Source organism: Streptomyces sp. FXJ1.172, from assembly GCF_001636945.3.
In the GTDB taxonomy this organism is placed as follows: domain Bacteria; phylum Actinomycetota; class Actinomycetes; order Streptomycetales; family Streptomycetaceae; genus Streptomyces.
Map to the genome: position 1 here is coordinate 8,508,833 of NZ_CP119133.2, position 20,328 is coordinate 8,529,160.

21 protein-coding genes are annotated in these 20,328 nt (G+C 72.7%); 12 read left to right on the forward strand and 9 right to left on the reverse strand.

The genetic code is table 11. The features are described 5' to 3' along the window. Positions 1-152: 152 nt before the first annotated feature. The gene (locus A6P39_RS38450; RefSeq protein ID WP_067043768.1) at positions 153-2,336 is read left to right on the forward strand and encodes an MMPL family transporter; all 2,184 of its coding nucleotides are present in this window, start codon (positions 153-155) and stop codon (positions 2,334-2,336) included. Positions 2,337-2,498: 162 nt separating this feature from the next. Here the strand turns inward: A6P39_RS38450 and A6P39_RS38455 are convergent, their stop codons facing one another. After that, positions 2,499-3,416, reverse strand: coding sequence for a LysR family transcriptional regulator (locus A6P39_RS38455; RefSeq protein WP_067043765.1), 918 nt, complete (start codon positions 3,414-3,416; stop codon positions 2,499-2,501). A 217-nt stretch (positions 3,417-3,633) separates the two neighbouring features. On the opposite strand from A6P39_RS38455, the gene A6P39_RS38460 reads away from it, so the two are divergent. From A6P39_RS38460 to A6P39_RS38495, 8 genes are all read left to right on the forward strand, one after another. Further along, positions 3,634-4,581 (forward strand): ABC transporter ATP-binding protein, encoded by a 948-nt coding sequence (locus A6P39_RS38460; RefSeq protein WP_067043762.1) that lies wholly within the window; start codon positions 3,634-3,636, stop codon positions 4,579-4,581. After that, positions 4,578-5,423 (forward strand): ABC transporter permease, encoded by an 846-nt coding sequence (locus A6P39_RS38465; protein WP_067043759.1) that lies wholly within the window; start codon positions 4,578-4,580, stop codon positions 5,421-5,423. The genes A6P39_RS38460 and A6P39_RS38465 overlap by 4 nt, the downstream gene beginning before the upstream one ends. A gap of 29 nt (positions 5,424-5,452) precedes the next feature. After that, positions 5,453-6,739, forward strand: coding sequence for a sensor histidine kinase (locus A6P39_RS38470; RefSeq protein ID WP_067043756.1), 1,287 nt, complete (start codon positions 5,453-5,455; stop codon positions 6,737-6,739). Next, complete coding sequence (locus A6P39_RS38475) at positions 6,736-7,398, forward strand: response regulator (RefSeq protein WP_067043753.1); 663 nt, start codon at positions 6,736-6,738, stop codon at positions 7,396-7,398. The genes A6P39_RS38470 and A6P39_RS38475 overlap by 4 nt, the downstream gene beginning before the upstream one ends. A gap of 337 nt (positions 7,399-7,735) precedes the next feature. After that, positions 7,736-8,428 (forward strand): hypothetical protein, encoded by a 693-nt coding sequence (locus A6P39_RS38480; RefSeq protein ID WP_067043750.1) that lies wholly within the window; start codon positions 7,736-7,738, stop codon positions 8,426-8,428. A gap of 96 nt (positions 8,429-8,524) precedes the next feature. Next, positions 8,525-8,761 carry a Sec-independent protein translocase subunit TatA gene (gene tatA / locus A6P39_RS38485; RefSeq protein WP_079133280.1) on the forward strand — a complete coding sequence of 79 codons (237 nt, stop codon included), beginning with the start codon at positions 8,525-8,527 and terminating at the stop codon, positions 8,759-8,761. 22 nt (positions 8,762-8,783) lie between these two features. Continuing rightward, complete coding sequence (locus tag A6P39_RS38490; RefSeq protein ID WP_067043744.1) at positions 8,784-9,359, forward strand: TerD family protein; 576 nt, start codon at positions 8,784-8,786, stop codon at positions 9,357-9,359. A gap of 128 nt (positions 9,360-9,487) precedes the next feature. Next, positions 9,488-10,756 (forward strand): KAP family P-loop NTPase fold protein, encoded by a 1,269-nt coding sequence (locus A6P39_RS38495; RefSeq protein WP_067043741.1) that lies wholly within the window; start codon positions 9,488-9,490, stop codon positions 10,754-10,756. A gap of 71 nt (positions 10,757-10,827) precedes the next feature. On the opposite strand, the gene A6P39_RS38500 is transcribed toward A6P39_RS38495, so the two are convergent. The 4 genes from A6P39_RS38500 to A6P39_RS38515 all read right to left on the reverse strand — a co-directional run bounded on the left by A6P39_RS38500 (position 10,828) and on the right by A6P39_RS38515 (position 15,111). Further along, entirely contained in the window at positions 10,828-12,012 is a 1,185-nt protein-coding gene (locus A6P39_RS38500; RefSeq protein WP_234378818.1) for a hypothetical protein, read from the reverse strand. 167 nt (positions 12,013-12,179) lie between these two features. Continuing rightward, positions 12,180-12,848, reverse strand: coding sequence for a DedA family protein (locus tag A6P39_RS38505; RefSeq protein ID WP_067043736.1), 669 nt, complete (start codon positions 12,846-12,848; stop codon positions 12,180-12,182). Between the two features lie 89 nt (positions 12,849-12,937). Continuing rightward, positions 12,938-13,735 (reverse strand): polysaccharide deacetylase family protein, encoded by a 798-nt coding sequence (locus tag A6P39_RS38510; protein WP_067043734.1) that lies wholly within the window; start codon positions 13,733-13,735, stop codon positions 12,938-12,940. Then, positions 13,732-15,111 (reverse strand): MGDG synthase family glycosyltransferase, encoded by a 1,380-nt coding sequence (locus A6P39_RS38515; RefSeq protein WP_234378817.1) that lies wholly within the window; start codon positions 15,109-15,111, stop codon positions 13,732-13,734. Before A6P39_RS38515 ends, A6P39_RS38510 begins: the two co-directional genes overlap by 4 nt. 140 nt (positions 15,112-15,251) lie before the next feature. Between A6P39_RS38515 and A6P39_RS38520 the strand changes: the two genes are divergently transcribed. Together A6P39_RS38520 and A6P39_RS38525 are read left to right on the forward strand one after the other, a co-directional pair. After that, a complete protein-coding gene (locus tag A6P39_RS38520; protein ID WP_067043727.1) occupies positions 15,252-15,653 on the forward strand; it encodes a BlaI/MecI/CopY family transcriptional regulator in 402 nt (133 codons plus the stop codon). A gap of 18 nt (positions 15,654-15,671) precedes the next feature. Beyond that, entirely contained in the window at positions 15,672-16,694 is a 1,023-nt protein-coding gene (locus A6P39_RS38525; RefSeq protein ID WP_067043723.1) for a M56 family metallopeptidase, read from the forward strand. Between the two features lie 9 nt (positions 16,695-16,703). Here the strand turns inward: A6P39_RS38525 and A6P39_RS38530 are convergent, their stop codons facing one another. Next, entirely contained in the window at positions 16,704-17,987 is a 1,284-nt protein-coding gene (locus tag A6P39_RS38530) for an FAD-dependent oxidoreductase (protein WP_067043720.1), read from the reverse strand. Between the two features lie 232 nt (positions 17,988-18,219). Further along, positions 18,220-18,807 (reverse strand): rhodanese-like domain-containing protein, encoded by a 588-nt coding sequence (locus tag A6P39_RS38535; RefSeq protein ID WP_067043717.1) that lies wholly within the window; start codon positions 18,805-18,807, stop codon positions 18,220-18,222. A gap of 82 nt (positions 18,808-18,889) precedes the next feature. Between A6P39_RS38535 and A6P39_RS38540 the strand changes: the two genes are divergently transcribed. After that, positions 18,890-19,177 (forward strand): metal-sensitive transcriptional regulator, encoded by a 288-nt coding sequence (locus A6P39_RS38540; RefSeq protein WP_067043715.1) that lies wholly within the window; start codon positions 18,890-18,892, stop codon positions 19,175-19,177. Between the two features lie 123 nt (positions 19,178-19,300). Here A6P39_RS38540 and A6P39_RS38545 read toward each other — a convergent pair whose 3' ends face one another. Continuing rightward, positions 19,301-20,047, reverse strand: coding sequence for a sulfite exporter TauE/SafE family protein (locus tag A6P39_RS38545; protein ID WP_067043711.1), 747 nt, complete (start codon positions 20,045-20,047; stop codon positions 19,301-19,303). Next, positions 20,044-20,301: a rhodanese-like domain-containing protein gene (locus tag A6P39_RS38550; protein WP_159395991.1), complete on the reverse strand. Its 258-nt coding sequence runs from the start codon at positions 20,299-20,301 to the stop codon at positions 20,044-20,046. The genes A6P39_RS38545 and A6P39_RS38550 overlap by 4 nt, the downstream gene beginning before the upstream one ends. Positions 20,302-20,328: the final 27 nt, after the last annotated feature.

The window sequence follows — 20,328 nt, forward strand, 5'->3', positions numbered from 1 at the left end:
GCCTGAAGGGATGAATCCCGTACCCGGTCACTACCATGTGGCCCCGACACAACCAGTCGACCGAAACGTCCGATACGTTCCGGTCGGGGTCGCCGATGCCAGGGACCGCTCCCCGGGCTGCGGTGATCTTCCTGCCCAGGAGGACCTTCCGCATGTTCCGACGTATTGGCAACACCGTCGTCCGACATCCCGTATGGACGATCGTGGCATGGCTGATAGCCGCAGTGGCGATCGTCGCCACTGCCCCGAGTCTGCCCTCGAACAGCGACGAGAGCAGCTTCCTGCCCAAGAGTTACGAATCCATCAAGGCGGCGGACATCCAGGAGAAGGCGTTCCCCAGCGCCTTCACCCCGTCCGCGATCGCGCTGTACCAGCGCACCGACGGCGGCAGGCTGTCCGCCACCGACGAGCAGGACGTCGCCCGGATCACCACCGAACTGGGCAACAAGCACATCGACCAGGTACAGAAGGTCGTCCCCGGCCCGCCGTCCAAGGACGGCAGGTACGCCATGACGCTGGTCCAGATGGACAGCAAGAGCGCCGGCCAGCCCAAGCAGGCCGACGCCGCCAAGGTGCTGCGCGCCGACGTCAAGCAACTGGTCGGCGGTACGCACCTCGACGTCAAGCTCGGCGGCTCCGCCGCGCAGACCCTCGACCAGCAGGACTCGTCCAAGCGCGGTCAGGCACTGATCGGGGTCGGCACCTTCGTGATCATCCTGGTCACGCTGCTGATCATATTCCGTGCGCCGATCCTGGCCGTCCTGCCGCTGGTGCTCATCGGCCTGGTCGCGGCCGTAGCCAACGGGCTGATCGCCTACGCCACCAAGCTGTTCGGCCTGCAGGCCAACAGCTCGATCTCGGCAATCCTGATCGTCGTGCTGTTCGGCGTGGGCACGGACTACTTCTTGTTCCTGATGTTCCGATACCGCGAGCGGCTGCGCGCCGGTGACGAGCCCAAGGCGGCCATGGTCAACGCCGTCGACCGGGTCGGCGAGGCCATCGCCTCGGCCGCCGGGGCCGTCATCATCGCCTTCCTGGCGCTGGTGCTGTCCACGCTGGGCTTCCTGAGGCAGATGGGCCCGGCCCTCGCCATCGCGGTCGGCGCCACCCTGATCGCCGGTCTCACCCTGATCCCGGCGGTCGTCTCGCTGATCGGACCGAAGGTCTTCTGGCCCTCGAAGTCCTGGCAGCGGGAGCCGGCCAACGCCCGGTTCGCGGCCCTCGGCCGAAGTGTGCAGCGGCGCCCGGCGCTGACCGCCGCGGTCTCCGGGATCGTCCTCGTCGTGCTGTCGCTCGGCACCCTCGGCTACAAGGCGACCTTCGACCTGGCGTCAGGTTCCATGCCGAAGACCAAGGAGTCCATGGTCGTCCAGGGCCAGATGCAGAAGGCGTACTCGGCGGGCGCCGCAGCGCCCACCGACGTCTACCTGTCCAGCGCCGAGGGCAAGCCGCTCGACAAGTCGGGCTTCACCGCGTACGCGCGGCGGCTCGGGGCCGTGGACGGGGTCGCGAGCGCCCGGATGACCCAGGTCAACCGGGACGGCACCACCGCGGACTTCACCGTCACGCTCAAGTACGAGGCGTCGACGGACAAGGCGATAGAAGCGGTGGGCAGGGTCCGCGACGTGGCCCACGTGGACGCGCCCGCGGGCACCAAGGCCGTCGTGGGCGGCATGTCCTCGATCTACAAGGACTTCAACGCCGCGGTCGACCACGACTACAGGACCGTCTTCCCGGTCGCCGCCGTCCTCATCATGGTCATCCTGGGCCTGCTGCTGCGCAGCGTGGTCGCGCCCTGGTACCTGATGGCCTCGGTGGGCCTCGGCTTCGGCGCCACGCTGGGCGCCACCGTGTGGATCTTCCAGAAGGGAGAGGGCAACACGGGCCTGACGGCCATGCTCCCGGTGATCATGTATCTGTTCGTGGTCGCCATCGGCACCGACTACAACATCCTCATGATCGCCCGGCTCCGTGAGGAGGCCCGCGCGGGCCGCGAGCCGCGCGAGGCGGCCGGCAATGCGCTGAAGTACGCCGGACCGACCGTCGCCGCGGCCGGCTTCATCCTGGCGGCGACCTTCGCCACGATGATGCTGGCGGGCAACTCGCTGCTCACGGAGATGGGTTTCGCGGTCTCCTTCGGCATCATCGTCGCCGCCTTCGTCATGGCGATGTTCTTCACGCCGAGTCTGACCGCGCTGATCGGCCACGCGGCGTGGTGGCCGGGCCACGGGGACCGCGCCGACGGGCCGGCGGCGGGGGCGGGCACCGGCGCGCACGATGCCGCCGGCGCCGGCCGGGACTCCCTCGTGCACGATCCGGCGGGGCGCCGCAGCTAGGGGGTGTGCCCCCCTAGCGCCACCGTGACAGGGGGTCCTGCCGGGCCACGCGGGCCCGGCAGGACCCTCCTTGTCCATGCCGTTGCGCTGCCGCCGTCGCGCCCGGGAAGCCCCGCCCCGGGCCGGCTGTGCGGCGATCCGCGCCGCCGCCGGGACGGAGCGTCACGGGCGTCCGCGGCGCGGGTCGGGCAGGCGGTGGGTCATGAAGGGCCTGCTGGTGGTGAACTCCCGGAATCTCAGGGCGGCTTCGGAGAGGTAGGCGTCACGGCTCCACACCAGGGAGAGGGTGCGGAAGCAGTCGGGCGCGTCCATGTGCACCCAGGCGACCGGGACCAGGGTCTGAGTGCCGAGCCGGCGGGACATCGCCGGGATCAGCCCGATGCCCAGCCCGGCGCTGATCATGTCCTGGGTGGCGCCGGGTTCGTCGCCCTCGCAGGACAGCACGGGAGTGAGCCCCTCGGCCGCGAACAGCCGGTCGAGCAGGCTGCGTTGCCAGTTGCCGGGACGCGTGGAGACGAACGGCTCGTCGGCGATGTCACGGATCGTCACACGCTCGCGCCCGTCGAGCCGGTGCCCGAGCGGAACCGCGAGCAGCACCTCCTCGCGGAGCAGCTCGACGGCGTCCAGCCGCGCACCGGCCAGTTGCTGTGAGGCGACACAGAAGTCGACCTCCCCGGCGCGCAGTTGGCGCTCCATCTCCGCCGCGTCCGACTGGTGGAGCCGGACGTCGGCACGCGGATACGAGGCCCGGAAGCTGCCGAGGAGATGGGTGATGGTCAGCAGCGTCTCGGAGGCCACGCCGACCCGGCCGAGCCCGGTCTCGCGCGCGTCGCCGAGCGCCCGGCGGCCGTCGTCGAGTTCGCTCAGGGCGCGGTCGACATGGCGCAGGAACATCACGCCGTACGCGTTGAGCCGGATACGGCGCCCGTGCCGGTCGAAGAGCGGGCAGCCCAGCTCGTCCTCCAGCCGTGCGATGGTCCGGCTGAGCGAGGGCTGGGCGACCCGCAGCTCCTCGGCGGCACGGCTGATGTGCTCGTACCGGGCGACGGTCTGGAAGTAGCGCAACTGAAGAAGATCCACCGTCCGCCTCCGCTCATGCCTTCCGGGCCATCATCACATCGCCGGGACCGGACTTGGACCGCATGAGCGCTGCTCCCCGCGAGTAGTACCGGGGTACTACTCCACGGCCCCGGTTCCGTCCCCGGTACCACCGGATTCGGGGGCGGCGGATCTTAGCTTGGTCGCAGAGGCGCCCGGCACGACGGCCGGGCGTCGCTGTCCCACAGAGAGAGTGCGCATGATCGAGGCACAGCAGCTGACCAAGAGGTACGGCGAGAAGACGGCCGTCGACCGGCTGGACTTCACCGTCAAGCCCGGCACAGTGACCGGCTTCCTCGGCCCCAACGGCGCGGGGAAGTCCACGACCATGCGCATGATCGTCGGACTCGACGCCCCGACCAGCGGCTCCGTCACGGTCAACGGCAGCCCCTACGCCCGGCACAGGGCACCCCTTCAGGAGGTCGGGGCGCTCCTGGAGGCCAAGTCGATCCACCCGGGCCGCTCGGCCTACCACCATCTGCGCGCACTCGCGCTGACCCACGGCATTCCCCGGCGCCGCGTCGACGAGGTCATCGACCTCGCCGGCCTCGGCAGCGTGGCGAAGAAGCGTGCCGGTGCCTTCTCTCTCGGCATGGGCCAGCGCCTCGGCATCGCGGCCGCACTGCTCGGCGACCCCCAGACGGTGATGCTGGACGAGCCGGTCAACGGTCTGGACCCGGAGGGCGTGCTCTGGATCCGCACCCTGCTGAAGGCGCTCGCCGACGAGGGCCGGACCGTGTTCGTGTCGTCCCACCTGATGAGCGAGATGGCCCTGGTGGCGGACCACCTCATCATCGTGGGGCGCGGCCGGCTGCTGGCCGACACCACGGTGCCCGACCTCATCCGCGAGGCGGGCGGCGACACCGTGAAGGTCGTCACGCAGGACCCGGCCGGGCTGCGGGACGTACTGGCCGGGCCCGGCGTCGACGTCACCGGGCGCATCGGTTCGGAGGAACTCCAGGTCACCGGCCTGACCGCGCGTGAGATCGGCCTCAAGGCGGCTGAGCGCGGCATCGCGCTGTTCGAGCTGAGCCCGCGGACGGTGTCGCTCGAGGAAGCGTTCATGAACCTGACCAAGGACGCCGTGGAGTACCACGGCTCCACGACCGCGACCGAGACCCTGGAAGCCGCCGGGAGGCCCGCATGAGCACCCTGACCACCACCACGGCCGAGGCGCCCCCGACCGCTCCCGCCCGCCCCGCCTACCGGGTCACCGGACGGCGCGTGCTGTCCTCGGAGTGGGCCAAGCTGTGGACGCTGCGGTCGACGTGGATCACCCTCGGGCTGGCCCTGCTGTTCCTGATCGCGTTCGGGCTGATCGCCTCGGCCCGCTACAAGTCCAACATCAACTCCGGTCATCACATGGACGGGGACTTCGCCCGTTCCACGGCCGTCAGCCTGTCCCTCTTCGGTACGCACTTCGCCCAGCTCGCCCTCGGCGTCCTCGGTGTGCTGGTCACGGCGGGCGAGTACTCGACCGGCATGATCAGGTCCACGCTCGCCGCCGTCCCCCGCCGGCTGCCCGTCCTGTGGTCCAAGGCGGCCGTCTACGGCCTGGTCGCGCTCGTGATCGCGACCCTCGGCGCGTTCGTCACGTTCGGGATCGGCAGCGGGATCGTCTCCGGCACGCCCGCGGCCATGGGCTTCTCCCACGCGGGAGTCGTCCGCAGCCTGCTGGGTGCCGGGTTCTACCTCGGTCTGGTCGGCGTGATCGGCACCGCCCTCGGCGCGCTGCTGCGCTCGGTGGCCGGAGGCATCTCGGTCCTGGTCGCGAGCCTGATGCTGGTCCCCGGCCTGATCTCGCTCCTGCCCAGCTCCTGGCAGGACCACATCAGCCCCTACCTGCCGAGCAACGCCGGTGAGTCGATGTTCGCCCTGACCCACGACTCCACCGTCCTGTCGCCCACGGCCGGTCTGCTGGTCTTCCTCGGCTGGACGGCGCTCGCCCTGGCGGGGGCCGCGTACCGGCTGGTGCGCAGCGACGTCTGACCTGCCTGCACCATGGGTGGGTGACACCGATGACGACCACCACCGACGACATCAGCGGCATGGGACCGCTGGTCGCCCGGATTGCCCGGGCCGGCCAGCGGCTGCGCCAGGCCGACCGCGCCCACCCCTGGGTGCTGGACACCGCGGTGGTGGTCGTCGTCTTCCTGATGTTCTGCCTGCCGGACCTGCTGCACGGGCACGTCGGGGACGGCGACGCTCCCCGCCGCCTGCGCCTCGCCTTCGCCCGGCTCTCCCGGCCGGGCATGCTGGCCTTCCAGACGGGGCTCGTACTGCCCCTGCTCTGGAGACGGCGCCGGCCCATGGCGGCCTTCGGCGTCATCGCTGCCGTCTTCGTCGCCCAGTGGTCCCTGGGCGCCGTACTGCACGCCGACGTCGCCCTGTTCATCGCCCTGTACAGCCTCGCCCTGCACGGAAGCCTGCGGCAGCTGCCGTGGGCCTGCGGGGTCATGGCGGTCGGCATGATCCTCGTCGCGCTCCGCACGGCGCCCGCGATGTCCGTCTGGGACGCGCTGTTCTTCCTGTTCAGCGCGATGATCGCGGCCCTGGCGCTCGGTCTCATGGTCCGCATCCGCCGTGCCCAGCTCGCCGGGCTGCGCGACCGTGCGGCCCGCCTGGAGATCGAGCGTGACCAGCGCAGCAGGCTCGCGACCGCCGCCGAACGCACCCGGGTGGCCCGCGAGATGCACGACATCGTCGGACACAACCTCTCCGTCATGATCAGCCTCGCCGACGCCGGCGTGTACGCCACGGACACGGCGCCCGAACGCGGCAAGGAGGCCCTGCGCCTCATCGGCGACACCGGCCGGATGGCCCTCGGCGAGCTGCGGCGCGTCCTCGGCGTGCTCCGCGAGGACGCGGACGGCGCCTCCAGGGCGCCCGAACTCAGTCCGCAGCCCGGCGTCGCGGATCTCCAGACGCTGTGCGACGGTGTGCGCACGGCCGGCCTGGAGGTCGTCTACCGGACCGTCGGCGAGGTGGACGCCCTCGACAGCGGGGTGCAACTGGCGGTCTACCGCATCGTCCAGGAGGCCCTCACGAACACCCTCAAGCACGCCGGCGCCGACACCCGGGTGAGGCTGTCGGTCGTCGTCGAGGACACCCGGCTGGTCATCCGGGTCCGGGACAACGGCCCGGGCGGGCACCCGGGACCGCCGAGCGAGGAAGGACACGGCCTGGTGGGCATGCGAGAAAGAGCGGCACTCTACGGAGGGCACGTCAGCGCCGGGCCCGCGCCCGGCGGCGGCTGGGACGTGGAAGCGACGCTCGATCTGACACCCCAGGGCGGTGCCCGGTGACGACCGTGCTCGTCGTGGACGACCAGCCGCTGCAGCGCTTCGCCTTCCGCATGCTCCTCGACGCCGTCCCTGAGACGGAGGTCATCGGCGAGGCCGCGCACGGCGGCGAGGCTGTCCGCAAGGCCGCCGAACTGCGCCCCGACGTCGTCCTGATGGACGTGCGCATGCCCGGCATGGACGGCATCGAGGCCACCCGCCGGATCACCGCCGCCGGCGACCGCTCGCGCGTCCTCGTCCTGACCACCTTCGACCTGGACGAGTACGTCCACGCCGCTCTCCGGGCCGGGGCCAGCGGCTTCCTCCTCAAGGACGCGCGCCCCGAGGAACTCCTCGCCGGGATCCGCGCCGTCGCCGCAGGCGACGCGGTCATCGCCCCGTCCCTGACCCGCCGCCTGCTCGACGAGTACGCACGCTACGGTCCCGTCCGCGGCACCGGTGACGACGCGCGGCTCAGTTCCCTCACCGACCGCGAGCGCGAGATCCTCGTCGCCATCGGCAAGGGCTGGACCAACGGTGAGATCGCCGCCCGTTTCGTGCTGTCCGAGTCCACGGTCAAGACCCATGTGGGCCGCGTCCTGGCCAAGATCGGCGCTCGCGACCGGATCCAGGCCGTGATCTTCGCCTACGACCTCGGACTCGCCCGCCCCGGCGCCGGGTGAGCCACGGCGGCGCACGGTCACCTCGGCACCGTGAACGCGGGGACGCCGGGGCGAGACCGGCGGCGAGTTCCCGCTGCGTGGCGGCGCGGCGGCCTCGAGCGAGGCATCCCACGGATCCCGGGACACCCGACCGCCGGACGCGAACCGCGCAGGCCGCCAACGGGGCAGGCCGCCCCGAGCGTTCAGGGCGGCCGCGACCGAGCGCGTCCGAGTGTCCCGTGGCCGATCGCCGGGTCCGAGGGGCACGGGATGCCTAAACTGGTGCGGCGCGTGTGCGCCGGACCTTCGCCCGGCGGTCTCATCGGGGCGCGCGGCCGACTCCCAGAAGGGACGGGGCATGCCGGAATCCGCGGGGCCGAGGCACCGCCGTTGGCTCACCGTCGTGGTCCTCGCCGTGGCGCTGTACGTCGTCCTGCGGGCCGCGGGCCTCTTCGGCGGCGACGACGACAGCGACGACACTCCGTCGCCGGCGAAGGCGTCGGCCTCCGCGCCGACGCCCTCGCCCCGCGCCTCCGGCCCCTCTCCCGCGGCGGCCACCTCCTCGTACGACCCCGCCGCGTACACCGCGCAGGTCCGGACCCGGGCCCGGCAGAGCGCCGTCAGCGCCCAGCTGCTGATGGCGATCCTCTGCAACGAGGCGTACAAGCCGCACGATCCGGCCTTCGAACGGGCGTGGCAGAAGTACAAACCCGACGCCGCCTTCGGCATCGCGAACATGCACCGCGCCACCTTCGACGAGGTCAAGCAGGGCCGGGACTTCGCGGACCGCCGCTGGGAGGAACTGCCCGACGACCGCGGCCTCGCGATCGAGGCGGCGGCCTGGTACCTGCACGACCTGGCGGCCCAGCTGCCCGCCCGCCTGCCCGCCGCGTACACGAGGGACGACCTGCTGGCGCTCGGCTACAACACCGGCGCGGGAAACATGCTCGCCTTCGCCCGTGGCGCGCCCCTCGGCGACCAGGCCCGCTCGTATCTGGACCGGTTGCACGCGAACTGGGCCAAGGCGGGACGGGCCCTCGGCGCGGGCTGAGGCGACCGCCCGGTGCTCCGGTGCCCGGCCGGCGACGACGAGCCGCGCACGGTTGTACGGTTGCGCAAAGAAGCAATCTTGTGAGGGGTGGGCGCGATGCTCCGCAACGGACTGGAACCCTGGCATCTGCTGATCGTGGCGATCGTCATCATCCTGCTGTTCGGCTCGAAGAAGCTGCCGGAGGCCGCCCGCGGACTGGGCAGGTCCCTGCGCATCCTCAAGAGCGGGACCAGGACGCTGAAGGACGACACCGCCGCCATGGTTCAACCTTTGCGCACATCATGGAACCAGGGCGGCGAGGACGACGTTCAACCCGATGACGGACACAGTTGACGCACAGTCGGGAGGACGAGTCGTGGGAGTTTCCCTGGGCAAGGGCGGCAACGTGTCGCTGAGCAAGCAGGCGCCGGGGCTGAGCGCGGTGGTGGTCGGACTGGGCTGGGACGTACGGACCACCACCGGTGCGGACTACGACCTGGACGCCTCCGCCCTGCTCTGCGACGCCTCCGGAAGGGTGGTCTCCGACCAGCACTTCGTCTTCTACAACAACCTCAAGAGCCCCGACGGATCGGTGGAGCACACCGGTGACAACCTCACCGGCGAGGGCGAGGGCGACGACGAGTCGATCAAGGTGAACCTGGCCGCCGTACCGGGAGAGGTCGCCAAGATCGTGTTCCCGGTCTCCATCCACGAGGCCGATGTGCGCGGCCAGAGCTTCGGCCAGGTGCGCAACGCGTTCATCCGCGTCGTGAACCAGGCGAACGGCCAGGAGATCGCCCGCTACGACCTGTCCGAGGACGCCTCGACCGAGACAGCGATGGTCTTCGGCGAGCTGTACCGGCACGGTGGCGAGTGGAAGTTCCGCGCGGTGGGCCAGGGATACGCCTCCGGCCTGCGCGGCATCGCCGCCGACTTCGGCGTCAACGTCTGACGAAGTCGGCGGCGAGGACGGCGACCCATGACGCCGAATGCCGCCCAGACCACCGGTTCTCCTGACACACTCGGACAGTCGAACCCGCCCGCAGGGCATGCGACTTGCTCGAGACAGGAGAAGCCTCGTTGCGTCCTCTCACCGACAACCCCGTCACCAGCCCCCAGGACGACTCCTTCCATTTCGGGCCGTACGTCGACGTCCTGCACGAGGCGGTGGAGCAGGCCACGCCGCTGCCGCTGACCGTCGGTGTGTTCGGCTCCTGGGGCGCGGGGAAGTCCAGCTTCCTTCGGCTGTGGGAGCGGCGGTTCGAGGCGGGCAACGCCAAGACCATCTGGTTCAACCCCTGGAAGTACGACCGCAAGGTCGAGGTCTGGGCGGCCCTGCTGCACACCATCCTCGCCGAGATGGAGCAGGTGGAGACCCTCAAGGACAGGGCCGTCAAGCTCGCCAAGGCGGCGACCTGGCTCTCGGTCCGCGCGGGTCTGGGCACCGCGGCGGCGCTCGGCACCGGGGGTGTCATCAAGCGCGAAGACGTGGACAAGCTGCTGACGGGGCTCTCCGAGGGGGACGCGGAGCAGTACCGGCAGGTGAACCACTTCGAGGCCGACTTCGCCGACGCCGTACGGGAGTTCGTCGGCGAGGGTGGCCGGCTGGTGGTCTTCGTGGACGACCTCGACCGCTGCACCCCCGAGTCGGCGATGACGGTGCTGGAGTCGCTGAAACTCTTCCTGGCGCAGTCCCAGTGTGTCTTCGTCCTCGCGCTCGACGTGGATGTGCTGGCCGCGATCGCCACCAACAAGTTCGGCCAGGCACTCAAAGGGGCGCCGGCGGAGGTGGCGTCCGGCATGGCCTACCTCGAGAAGATCGTCCAACTGCCCTTCTTCCTGCCGGACGTGGGCTTCGACACCCTCCGCGAAGCGTTCAGGCCCTATGTCTCGGACCTGTCGGAAGACGACTTCTTCTGGGAGCTGCTCCGCCGCGGCCTGGGCGGCAATCCGCGCCGGCTCAAGCGCTACATCAACGTCTTCAACATGGCTCTGGCGGTATCGCGCGCCCAGATGAAGGGTCAGATGTCCCGCGAGTTCCGCCTACAGCTCGCGGTGCTGCTCATCATCCGTACGCTGCACCGCGGCTTCTACCACACACTCACCACCGAGCCCGAGGCCTGGATGCTGCTGACCAGGTGGTTCGAGCAGGTCCAGACCAATCCGGCCACGCGGCAGAACTACCACATGCAGGTCCCCGAGTACCTGCACGGGTTCGTGGCGGAACCGGTCCTCGAGCGCCTCCTCACCCACGGCGGCCCCGAGCGCCTGATTCCACCGGACGGCAAGGCCGTCCAGCAGATGATCACCACTCTGCGCAGCACCGCCGGCCCGGCGGATCCGGAGTAGGCCCACGCGCCGGCCGGACCGCCGTGATCCCGGCGGTCCGGCCGGCGGTGTCGCAGGTGTGTGGACGCGGCTCAGAGGGGCTGTGGGCAGAGGGCGGCCAGATAGGCGCCGTAGAGCACCGACACGGTGGTGAGGGCGCCGTACAGCAGCCGGGTCCGGTGCCGGCGGGTGTGCCAGGCCGTCGCCAGGGCGCGGGCCGCCGGAAGGAGCAGGGGAAACGCCGGGAGCAGGAAACGGGGTTTGGAGGAGAAAGGGCCGGACACCGCGACCACCAGCAGGAGCAGCACGCCGGAGAAGACCACCAGCGCCAGCGGGGCCCGGTCCAGGCACAGCAGGCAGAACAGCACGACGCCCGCCATGACGACCAGCACGGCCATCGGATAGGCCGCCCCCGTGCCGTGCAACGGCATCGACCGCAGAATACGCAGCGGCCCCACCGTGAGGTCCAGCTGGGACCTCCAGGCGCTCTGCACCCGGAAGTAGCCGTGGAACAGGTCACCGGTCTGCGCTCCTGCCCACAGGACATAGGCCACCCAGCCCAGCGGACCGAGGGCGGCACCGGCCCACAGCCCGGGTGGCACGCGCCCTCGTCGTCGTACGGCCTCGTGCACGGCGGCTGCGGTGACGGCCGCGGCGGCCGCGATGCCGCTCGGCCGGGACAGACCGGCCAGCAGCGCGAGCGCGCCCGCCGCCGGCCAGCGGCCCTTCAGCACGGCGTACAGGGACCAGGCCGCGCACGCCGTGAACAGCGGCTCGGTGTAGGCCAGGTTCAGGATCACGGCGTGGGGCAGTGCCGCCCACAGGGCGACGAGCCAGGCGGCGACCGTCGGCCCGTACAGGTGGTGTCCGATCGCGTGGATGCCGTAGGCGGCGATCAGCGCGCAACCCCAGGCGATGAGCAGCCCGGACTGTTCCGTGGTGAGGTCCGTCAGGACGCTCAGCGCCCGGATGAGCCCCGGATACAGGGGGAAGAACGCCCAGTCGGCCTGGACCGCGCCCGTCGAGGTGATGCGGACCTGGGTGCCGTAGCCGTGCTCGGCGATGTGCAGGTACCAGACCGAGTCCCAGGCATGGGCCAGGCTCTTGCCGAACGGGTGGCCGGCGAGGCGGTCGGCCGCCACCACCACGGCGACACCGGCGAGGCGGACGGCGGCGAAGAGGGCGAGGGCCCGCAGGACACCCTGCGGACTCTCCACCGGTGGACGCCCGGCGCCGCCGGGACGGTCGGATCGCCTCAGCGGGGAGGACGTGCTCACTCTTTGACCATGAGCGGCCGGGCAACCGAACGCAATCCGGGACGCACCCGCCGGGGTCCCGCGGGGAACGCGGGCGGACGGGAGACGGGCCGGGTGCGGACGGGGGACCGTGTGGTCGCCGGCCGCGCTCCCGGCCCGGTACTCCCGCAGCGGGCGGGCGACGCCCCCTAGCCGCGCTCCTCCTGCGTACGGGCGGCCCGGCGGGAGCGCAGGATCTCGGCCAGCAGCGGGATCACGGAGACGACGACGATCAACGCGACCAGCGGCAGGAGATAGCGGTCGACGTTCGGGATGGAGGACCCCAGCGCATATCCGCCGAGCGTGAGGCCGAGGCTCCACACCAGGCCGCCGGCCGTCTGCCACACCGTGAACGTGCGCGTCGGCACGCCCAGCGCGCCCGCCATCGGGTTGAGCACCGTGCGCACCACCGGCACGAAGCGGGCCAGTACGACCGCCTTGGCGTGGCCGTAGCGCTCCAGCAGCTCCTCGGCCCGCTGGGCCCCCTCGAGCAGCCGCTTCGACCGGCTGCGGGCGAGCAGCGTCCCGCCCGCCTTCCGGCCGAGGAGGAACCCGAACTGGGCGCCGGCCAGTGCGCCGACGGCCGCCGAGACCAGCAGCGGGCCCAGCGAGAGATGGACGCTCTGGTCGGCCGTTCCCGTGCAGAGCAGGCCTGCGGTGAACAGCAGGGAGTCTCCGGGCAGGAAGAAGCCGATGAGCAGCCCTGTCTCGGCGAACATCACCACGCCGACGCCCAGGACGCCGAACGCGGCCAGCAGCGAATGGGCGTCCAGTACGTTGACGGCCAGCTGCGCAGCGAGGTGCGTCGGTGTGGTCATAGGCCCCGAGCCTTCCTGAGAGTGACTACAAACATGTAGACGTTCCGATGAACTGTAGACGAGTGGGGAGAGTGAAGCGTTCCCGGTGCCTAACGGCCGCGGCGGTCCGTGGCACCGGTACGGGCAGGGTGAACATCATGCACCGGGTCGACGCCGGGCAGGCCGTGGTCGCACAGCCGGCCGACCTCGTAGCCCTGCTCCTCGCAGGTGTCGAGGATGCGGGGGACGGCGCCCAGGGCCGAACGCCAGGCGCCCGGGGCGGAGGTGCAGTCCGAGTCGTGCAGCAGGATCGTGCCACCGCCGTCCAGGTCCGCGGTCACCGTCCGGTAAACCGACTCCGGTGTGGCCCGGGCGGTCCAGTCCTCGCCCCAGCAGGTCCACAGCACCGGCGTGAGCCCGAGGCACCGTGCCGCCACATGGGCGGCGGCGGACATGACGCCGTACGGCGGCCGGAAGAGCGTCGGCCGTGTACCGGTGATGCCGGCGACCGTGTCGCGGGCGCGGGCGAAGTCGTCGTACGTCGCGCGCGGGCCGCGCAGCAGCAGGGGCCGGTGCCGCCAGCCGTGGATGCCGATCTCGTGACCCGCGGCGGCGATCTCGCGCACCACGCCGGGGGAGCGGTGCGCCTCGCTGCCGAGCAGGAAGAACGTGGCGCGCACCCCGCGCCGGTCGAGCAGCCGCAGGAAGAACGGGGTGGACAGCGGGTCGGGGCCGTCGTCGAAGGTGAGGGCGACGTGGTCCGGGCGTCCCCGGCCGGAGAGGCGGGGCATGGTCCGATTGCGCAGAGGCCCGAAGGTGGAGACGACGGGGGCACAGTGGACCGCGGCGAGCGCGGCGGCGGGCAGCGCGGCCAGCGCGGCCGTGCGCAGCGGGCGGGTGATCGTCATGAGCGGTGTCCCTCCGTCGTGCGGGCGGGCGAGAGGCGGTCGAAGCCGGGGCCGTGGCCGAGGGAGTGCAGCGGCGCGGGTCCGTCGTACGTCGTCGCGCCCCCGGTGCCGACGGCGCACGTCCCCACCGCGCTTGCCGCGGCGGCGGTGGCCGCGAACCGCCGGGCGCGCGGGCGCCGTCGCGGGCGGGGTCCCGCGGGCGGCGGCGGGCCCGGGCGGTGGACGCGGCCTATCTCGGCGGCGGGGCCGTCCTGCGGGGAGCGCGCGAACAGGGCGAGCGCGGCCTCGCGCCGGCGCTGCCCCAGCGGGCCGCCGACCAGCTCGCCCAGCACGCTCTTGAGGTCGGCGGGATCCCGGATCCACACGGCCACGCCCGCCTCGTCCAGGGCGGCGGCGTTGGTCAGCCCGTGGCCCGGTATGCAGCGGTAGCCGGCCACGGGCAGGCCCGCGGCGAACGCCTCCAGGGAGGTCAGCCCGCCCGCGTTCTGGACGAGCACGTCCGCCGCGTGCATCAGGCCGGGCATGTCGTCGACCCAGCCGAAGGCGTGCTCGATCCCGTCCGCCCGCAGCTGCCGGACCAGGGTCCGGTTGCGGCCGCAGACGACCACCGGGACGGCGGCACCGCAGTCCCGCAGCTCCCGCGCGACCTGCCGGACCGGGCCGACCCCCCAGGACCCGGCGACCAGCAGCGCGAGCGGGGTGCGCTCCGGCAGCCCGAACCCGGCCCGCGCGCGGGCGCGTTCCGCCGGGTCGCAGGGGCGGAACCGGGGGTCGGTGACCGGCCCGCACACCCGGACGTCGCGGGCCCCGGCCGCACGGGCCTGCGCGGCGGGCACCGCGTGGGCCGCGAGATGGACGTCCACGCCGTCCGCCACCCACAGCGGGTGCACCGAGAAGTCGGTCAGGTAGGTGACGACGGGGACGGCCAGGCGTCCGTCGAGGCGCAGGCTGCCCAGCACCCGACTGGCTCCCGGGTAGGTGGAGACGACCGCTCCCACGTCCGCACGCAGCGCGCGCAGGACGCGGTCCTCGGCGCTGCGCAGCAGGGCCCGCGCCGCCGGGCCGCCGCCACCGGCGCGTTCGGTGCCGGCGTAGATCCGCTGGTAGGCCCAGGGGGCCAGGACGAGCATGCGGTGGTAGCCGTCCCGCACGGCCCGGCCGAGCCCGGCGGGCAGCATGTCCAGCAGGTCGTACCGGTCGACAGCGAATCCGTCCGCGGCGAGGCGGCGCTCCAGCTCGGCGGCGGCGCCGTCATGGCCGGCGCCTACGCTCGCCGAGACGATGGCGACCCGGCGCGAGCCCCGCGCCGGGTCGCGGGGAGCCGGCAGGAGACCCGCGGGTGCGGGCCTCGGCAGCATACGTCCGGGAATGACCATGGGCTTTCCTCTGCGCAGGTGGAAGGATGCGCAACTACAAGTTGTCGTAGTTCGCGTACGAAGCCCGGAGCATACCTTCTACGACCAGTAGGAGATCGCCGGGTAGCCTTGGCCACGGCACGGCGACGGAAGGGTGAACGGTGAAAGGCTTCAGGGATGGCGGCGTCCCCGGCAGGCGGGCGCGCGGCGAACTGGAGAGCAATGTGCTCGCCGCCCTCTGGTCCGCGGACGGACCGCTGACGGCTCGTCAGGTCCTGGAGCGGCTGCCGGGCGATCTGGCCTACACGACGGTCCTGACGATCCTGTCCCGGCTCTACGGCAAGGGCATGCTCGTCCGGCACCGCGAGGGCCGCGGCTACGCCTACGAACCGGAGCGCGACGAGGCCTCGCACACCGCGCACCGGATGAAGTCGCTGCTGGAGGGCGGCTCCGACCGCGAGGCGGTACTGACCCGTTTCGTCTCCGAACTGTCCGAACAGGACGAGCAGTTGCTGCACCAGCTGCTGTCCGGACACGACGGCCGCGACGGCGCCGGGCACTGAGCCGACGGGAGTGAGCCGGTGCTGATCAGCGTCTATGTCCCGCTCGTCGTCACGGTCGTGCTGAGCGTCCTCGCGCCGCGCCCGGCCCGCCGGCTCGCCCCGCGCCCCGCCGCCTGGGCCCTGGCCTGCGCCGCGCTCGTGACGACCGTCGGCTGGACGGGCTCGCTGGCCCTGCTGGCCTTCACCGGGATCGCCCAGATCCCCGAGGTGGCGGCGGAGGGCCGCTGGTCGGTGGACGTTCTGCGCGCCGAGGACCCCGTCCACCTCACGGTCGCGATCGCCGGCGCCCTCGTCCTGATCGCGGGCTCCGGCTCCCTGGTCCTCGCCGCCGTACGGCAGATCAGGCATCTGCTGTGGGCCCGGCGCGAGTGTGCCCGCGTGCCCGGCGACAGCGAGCTGGCCGTCATCGACACCGACGCCCCCCAGGCGTTCGCCCTGCCCGGCGCGCCCGGCCGCATCGTCGTCTCGCGCGCCATGCTGAGCTGCCTCGACGACGAGGAACGCGCGGCCCTGCTCGCGCACGAACGCGCCCATCTGCGCGGCCGGCACCACCTGTTCCAGACCCTGTGGCGACTCACCGCCGCCGTCAATCCGCTGCTGCGGCCCCTCGCCGACGCGGGCGGCTACGTCCTGGAGCGCTGGGCGGACGAGGAGGCGGCGGCGCACGTCGGCAGCCGCAGGGCCGTCGCCCGCGCCGTCGGCCGGGCAGCTCTCGCCGCCTCCTCCCACGCTTCGGACACCCCGGCGCTCGCCGTCACCGGCGGCGCCGTACCCCAGCGGGTCCGGGCCCTGCTCGCCCCGCCCCCGCCCCGCCGCACCCTCCCCATCGCCGGCGGCGCGCTGCTGCTCACCCTGTGCTGTGCCGGCCTGGCCAACGCCGCCTCCGACAGCGACCGCATGGTCGACGACGCACAGCGGGCGCAGTGCGTCTCGGCGGCCGGACAGGTGGGCGCGGACGCCCACTTGTGCTGTCGGCACCACGGGCCGGACCAGGGGCAGGATCACGGGCCGAACCAGGGGCCGGACGAGCGGCACAGGTAGCCGGACGGCTCAGCGGGCGCCGTGGCCGCGGCGGACCGCGGCCCGGGCGATGCGCGCGGCGGCGAACTCGGTTCCGGCGACGAACCGCATCATGGGCCCGAACATCGGGGCGGCCAGCGACCCGGTGAAGTACAGACCGGGCACGGACGACTCGAACGTGCCCGTCAGATCCGGGGCCTTGGCGCCCGGCACGCACACCAGCGCCTGCCGCAGCCCGGGCGAGAGGAACGGCAGGGCGTCCAGGTCGAGGCGGTAACCGGTGGCCGCGAGGACATGGTCGACGGTGAGCGCGGACGTACGGCCCCGCCCGGTGAGTTCCAGGCGCACCGTGGCCTCGGGCGTCACCTCGGCGTGGGTGACGCGGCACGAGGTGAGCACCGGGACGACACCCTCGACCCGCTCCCGCAGCCACCAGCCGCCCGACGGGCCCAGCGCGCGCCGGAAGAGCAGCAGCCGTGCGGACGCGGGCAGCGGTCGTACGGCGTAGGGGGCCGTGCACACCGTGGCCAGGACCCAGCCCGTGCCCAGGGGCGAGGCCGGCCGGGCCAGGCGCTGAGCCCAGGGCCGGGTCGGGACGGGCGTCGTTCCCCAGCGCACCCGGCCCGCCCGGACCAGCACCCGCGCCTCGGCGCCTGCCTCGTGCAGCAGGGCGGCGCTCTCCAGGGCGGACTGGCCGCCGCCGATCACGGCGACCCGCTGCCCGGCGTAGTGCGAGAGGTCGGTGTGGTGGCTGGTGTGCGACACGAGGGCTCCGAGCCCGGGCCCTTCGGGGGTCAGCCGCCGCAACTCCTGTGGGACATGGGCGAGTCCGTTCAGTCCGGTGGCCACGACGACGGTCCCGGCGGCGAGTTCCCGCCCGTCCGCCAGCCGCACCGCGAAGTCCCCGGCGGCGTCCCGGTCGAGGGACACCACCCGGGCGGGATCCACGTCCCCGACGTACTGCTTCTGGAACCACTGCCCGTAGCGTACGAACACGTCGCACGGGATCGGGGTCAGTTCGGTCAGCTCCGGCTCACCCTGCAGCCGGCGGAAGTCGGCGAGCCGCGCGCCCGGTTCGGGCGCGGACAGATCGGTGGCCGCGGGGGTCGACTTCAGGAACATCCCGGTGGCCATGGCGTGCCGCCAACTGCCCATCACCTCCCCGAAGATGCGCACCGGTACCCCGGCGGCCCGCAGATGAGCGGCCACCGACAGCCCGTACGGTCCCGCCCCGACCACGACGACCGGAAGCCCCGCGCGCCCGGTGAACGCCCGCTCGGGGGCGGGGCGTTGACCGGGAAGCGACTGCGTCATGCATCCCCCTGCTGGTCCGCTCGCCGCCTTCCCCAAGGCGGCGCGACAAGTCGGGATGGTGCGACCGCCGCCGCACTCGTCCCCCCTCCGCCGCCGAGTGTGACCCGCCAGGCCGCGACGGTGTGCGAAATAGGCGCACGTTGCCCGAAACATGGTCGAACCGTGTGAGGTGCATTGCCTTGTCGCGCGCCCCGGCACGTCGCGCGCCCCCGCCGGCTGGAGGCGTCGCGGCTCAGCGGGCGCGCAGGGCGGCGAGCGTGGCCGCGAGGTCGGCCGGGCGCGGCCGGTTGTGCGGCAGCCTGCCCAGGACGGCCGCCATGCCGCAGGTGTCCGTCAGAGCGGAGAAGACCAGGCCGCCGGCGATGCCCGCCGAGAGGATCTCGAAGGCCGGGTGGACGAGCAGGCCGAGGACCAGGCCCAGCAGCACCAGCGTGCCCGCGGTGAAGCGCACCTGCTGCTCCATGGACCAGCCCGCCTTCGTGCCGCGGGCCACGGGCCGGTCCAGCTCGTGCCCGGCACCGGCCCAGCCGGCGGTGCCGCCGGTGAGCGTGGCCGCCGGGATGCCCTGCTCGGCGAGGAACCCGCAGGCGTTGCCCGAGCGGGCGCCGGAGGCGCACACGAGGAGGACCTCACCGCGTTCGGCCGCGTGCCGTATCTCGGGCAGCGCGCGCCGGAGCTGGTCCACGGGGATGTTGAGGGCCCCGGGCAGATGACCGGAGGCGAACTCGCCGGGCGTGCGCACGTCGATGACGGTGAACTCCCGCAGCCGGGTGCGGGCCTGCTCGGCGCCGATGGCGACGGGGGAGTGGGGGCTGGTCATGGCTGGTGATCCTTTGCAGGTCGTCGCCGTCCCGCGAAGGGACGTACAGTTACCCCTAGGGGTATCGGGTGAGGAGTTGATCGTGGAGCTGGAACTCGAGGGCGAGTCCCTGAAGGCCGTGTTGAACCGGCTGCGGCGTGCGCAGGGCCAGATCTCCGGGGTGATCCGGATGATCGAGGAGGGCCGGGACTGCGAGGACGTCGTCACGCAGCTGGCCGCCGCCTCACGGGCGCTCGACCGGGCCGGGTTCGCGATCATCGCCACCGGTCTGCAGCAGTGCGTGGCCGACATCGAGTCCGGCAGGAAGAACGGCGAGGACGCCGAGGCGATGCGCGCCCGCATGGAGAAGCTCTTCCTGTCCCTGGCCTGAGGAGCCGGGTCCCTGGCGTGAGGAGCCGGGTCCCTGGCGTGAGGCGTCCGGTGTCCTCGGCGTGCGGCGTCCGGTGTCCCCCGGCGGAGGGCGTCCGGTGTCCCCGGCGTGCGGCCACGGCGGTCACAGCACCGCGTCGGCCAGCATGAGGCCGGCCACCGCGAGCAGGACCACGGCGAAGGCCCGCTGAAGGGTCCGCGCGGGCAGCTTCGCCGACAGACGCTTGCCGTCCCAGGCGCCGAGCACGGCCGCCCCCGCGAACGGCCCGATGAGGGCCCAGTCCAGGCCGTGCGCCGTACCGGTGCGCATCGCCAGTGCGGCCAGCGAGTTGACCGTGATCACCAGCAGGCTGGTGCCGACGGCCGCACGCATCCGCAGACCGAGGACGCTCACCAGCGCCGGGACCGCGAGGAAGCCGCCGCCCACGCCGAGTACGCCGGTGACGGCGCCGAGCCCGGCACCCGCGGCCGCCGCCCGGCCCGGCCGTACCCGCACGCCCTCGGCCGAAGCCGGGCGCGGCCGGAGCATACGGACCGCGGCGGCGCCGGCGACCAGGGCGAAGCCGAGCGTCAGCACGGCCGCCGGCAGGCGCGAGGCGAGCGCTCCGCCCAGCATGGCCGGGCCGATGCCGGCCGACGCGAACAGCAGCCCCGTACGCCAGCGGACGTGGCCGTCGCGGGCGTGCGCGGACAGGGCGGTCGCGGAGGTGACGGCCACGACGATCAGAGCGGCCGTGGTGGCCGCGACGGGCGTGAATCCGAGCAGGTAGATCAGGGCGGGGACGGCCAGCACACTGCCACCGCCGCCGAGCGCCCCGAGCGTCAGACCGATGACGGCCCCGGCGGCCAGGGCGAGGAGCACCGCGCTCATGCGACGATCCCGCGCCCGCCGGCCTGATCCACCACCGGCAGCACCCGCGCCTCCTCGGGCAGCGAGGCCCCGGTGGCCAGGGCCCCGAGGGGCAGATGCAGGGCACCCGGGGCGTGGCCGGCCCGCCACTCGTCGGGCTCCCGGATGTCCAGCAGCACGGCGTCCGCGCCAGGACGGCTGTGCCCGGTGCGGGCGGCGGCCTCCGGTACGGCCAACCGCTGCGGGCCGCCGTGGTCCTGTCGGAAGAGACTCATCGTGGATCTCGCTTCTGCCTCGTCTTC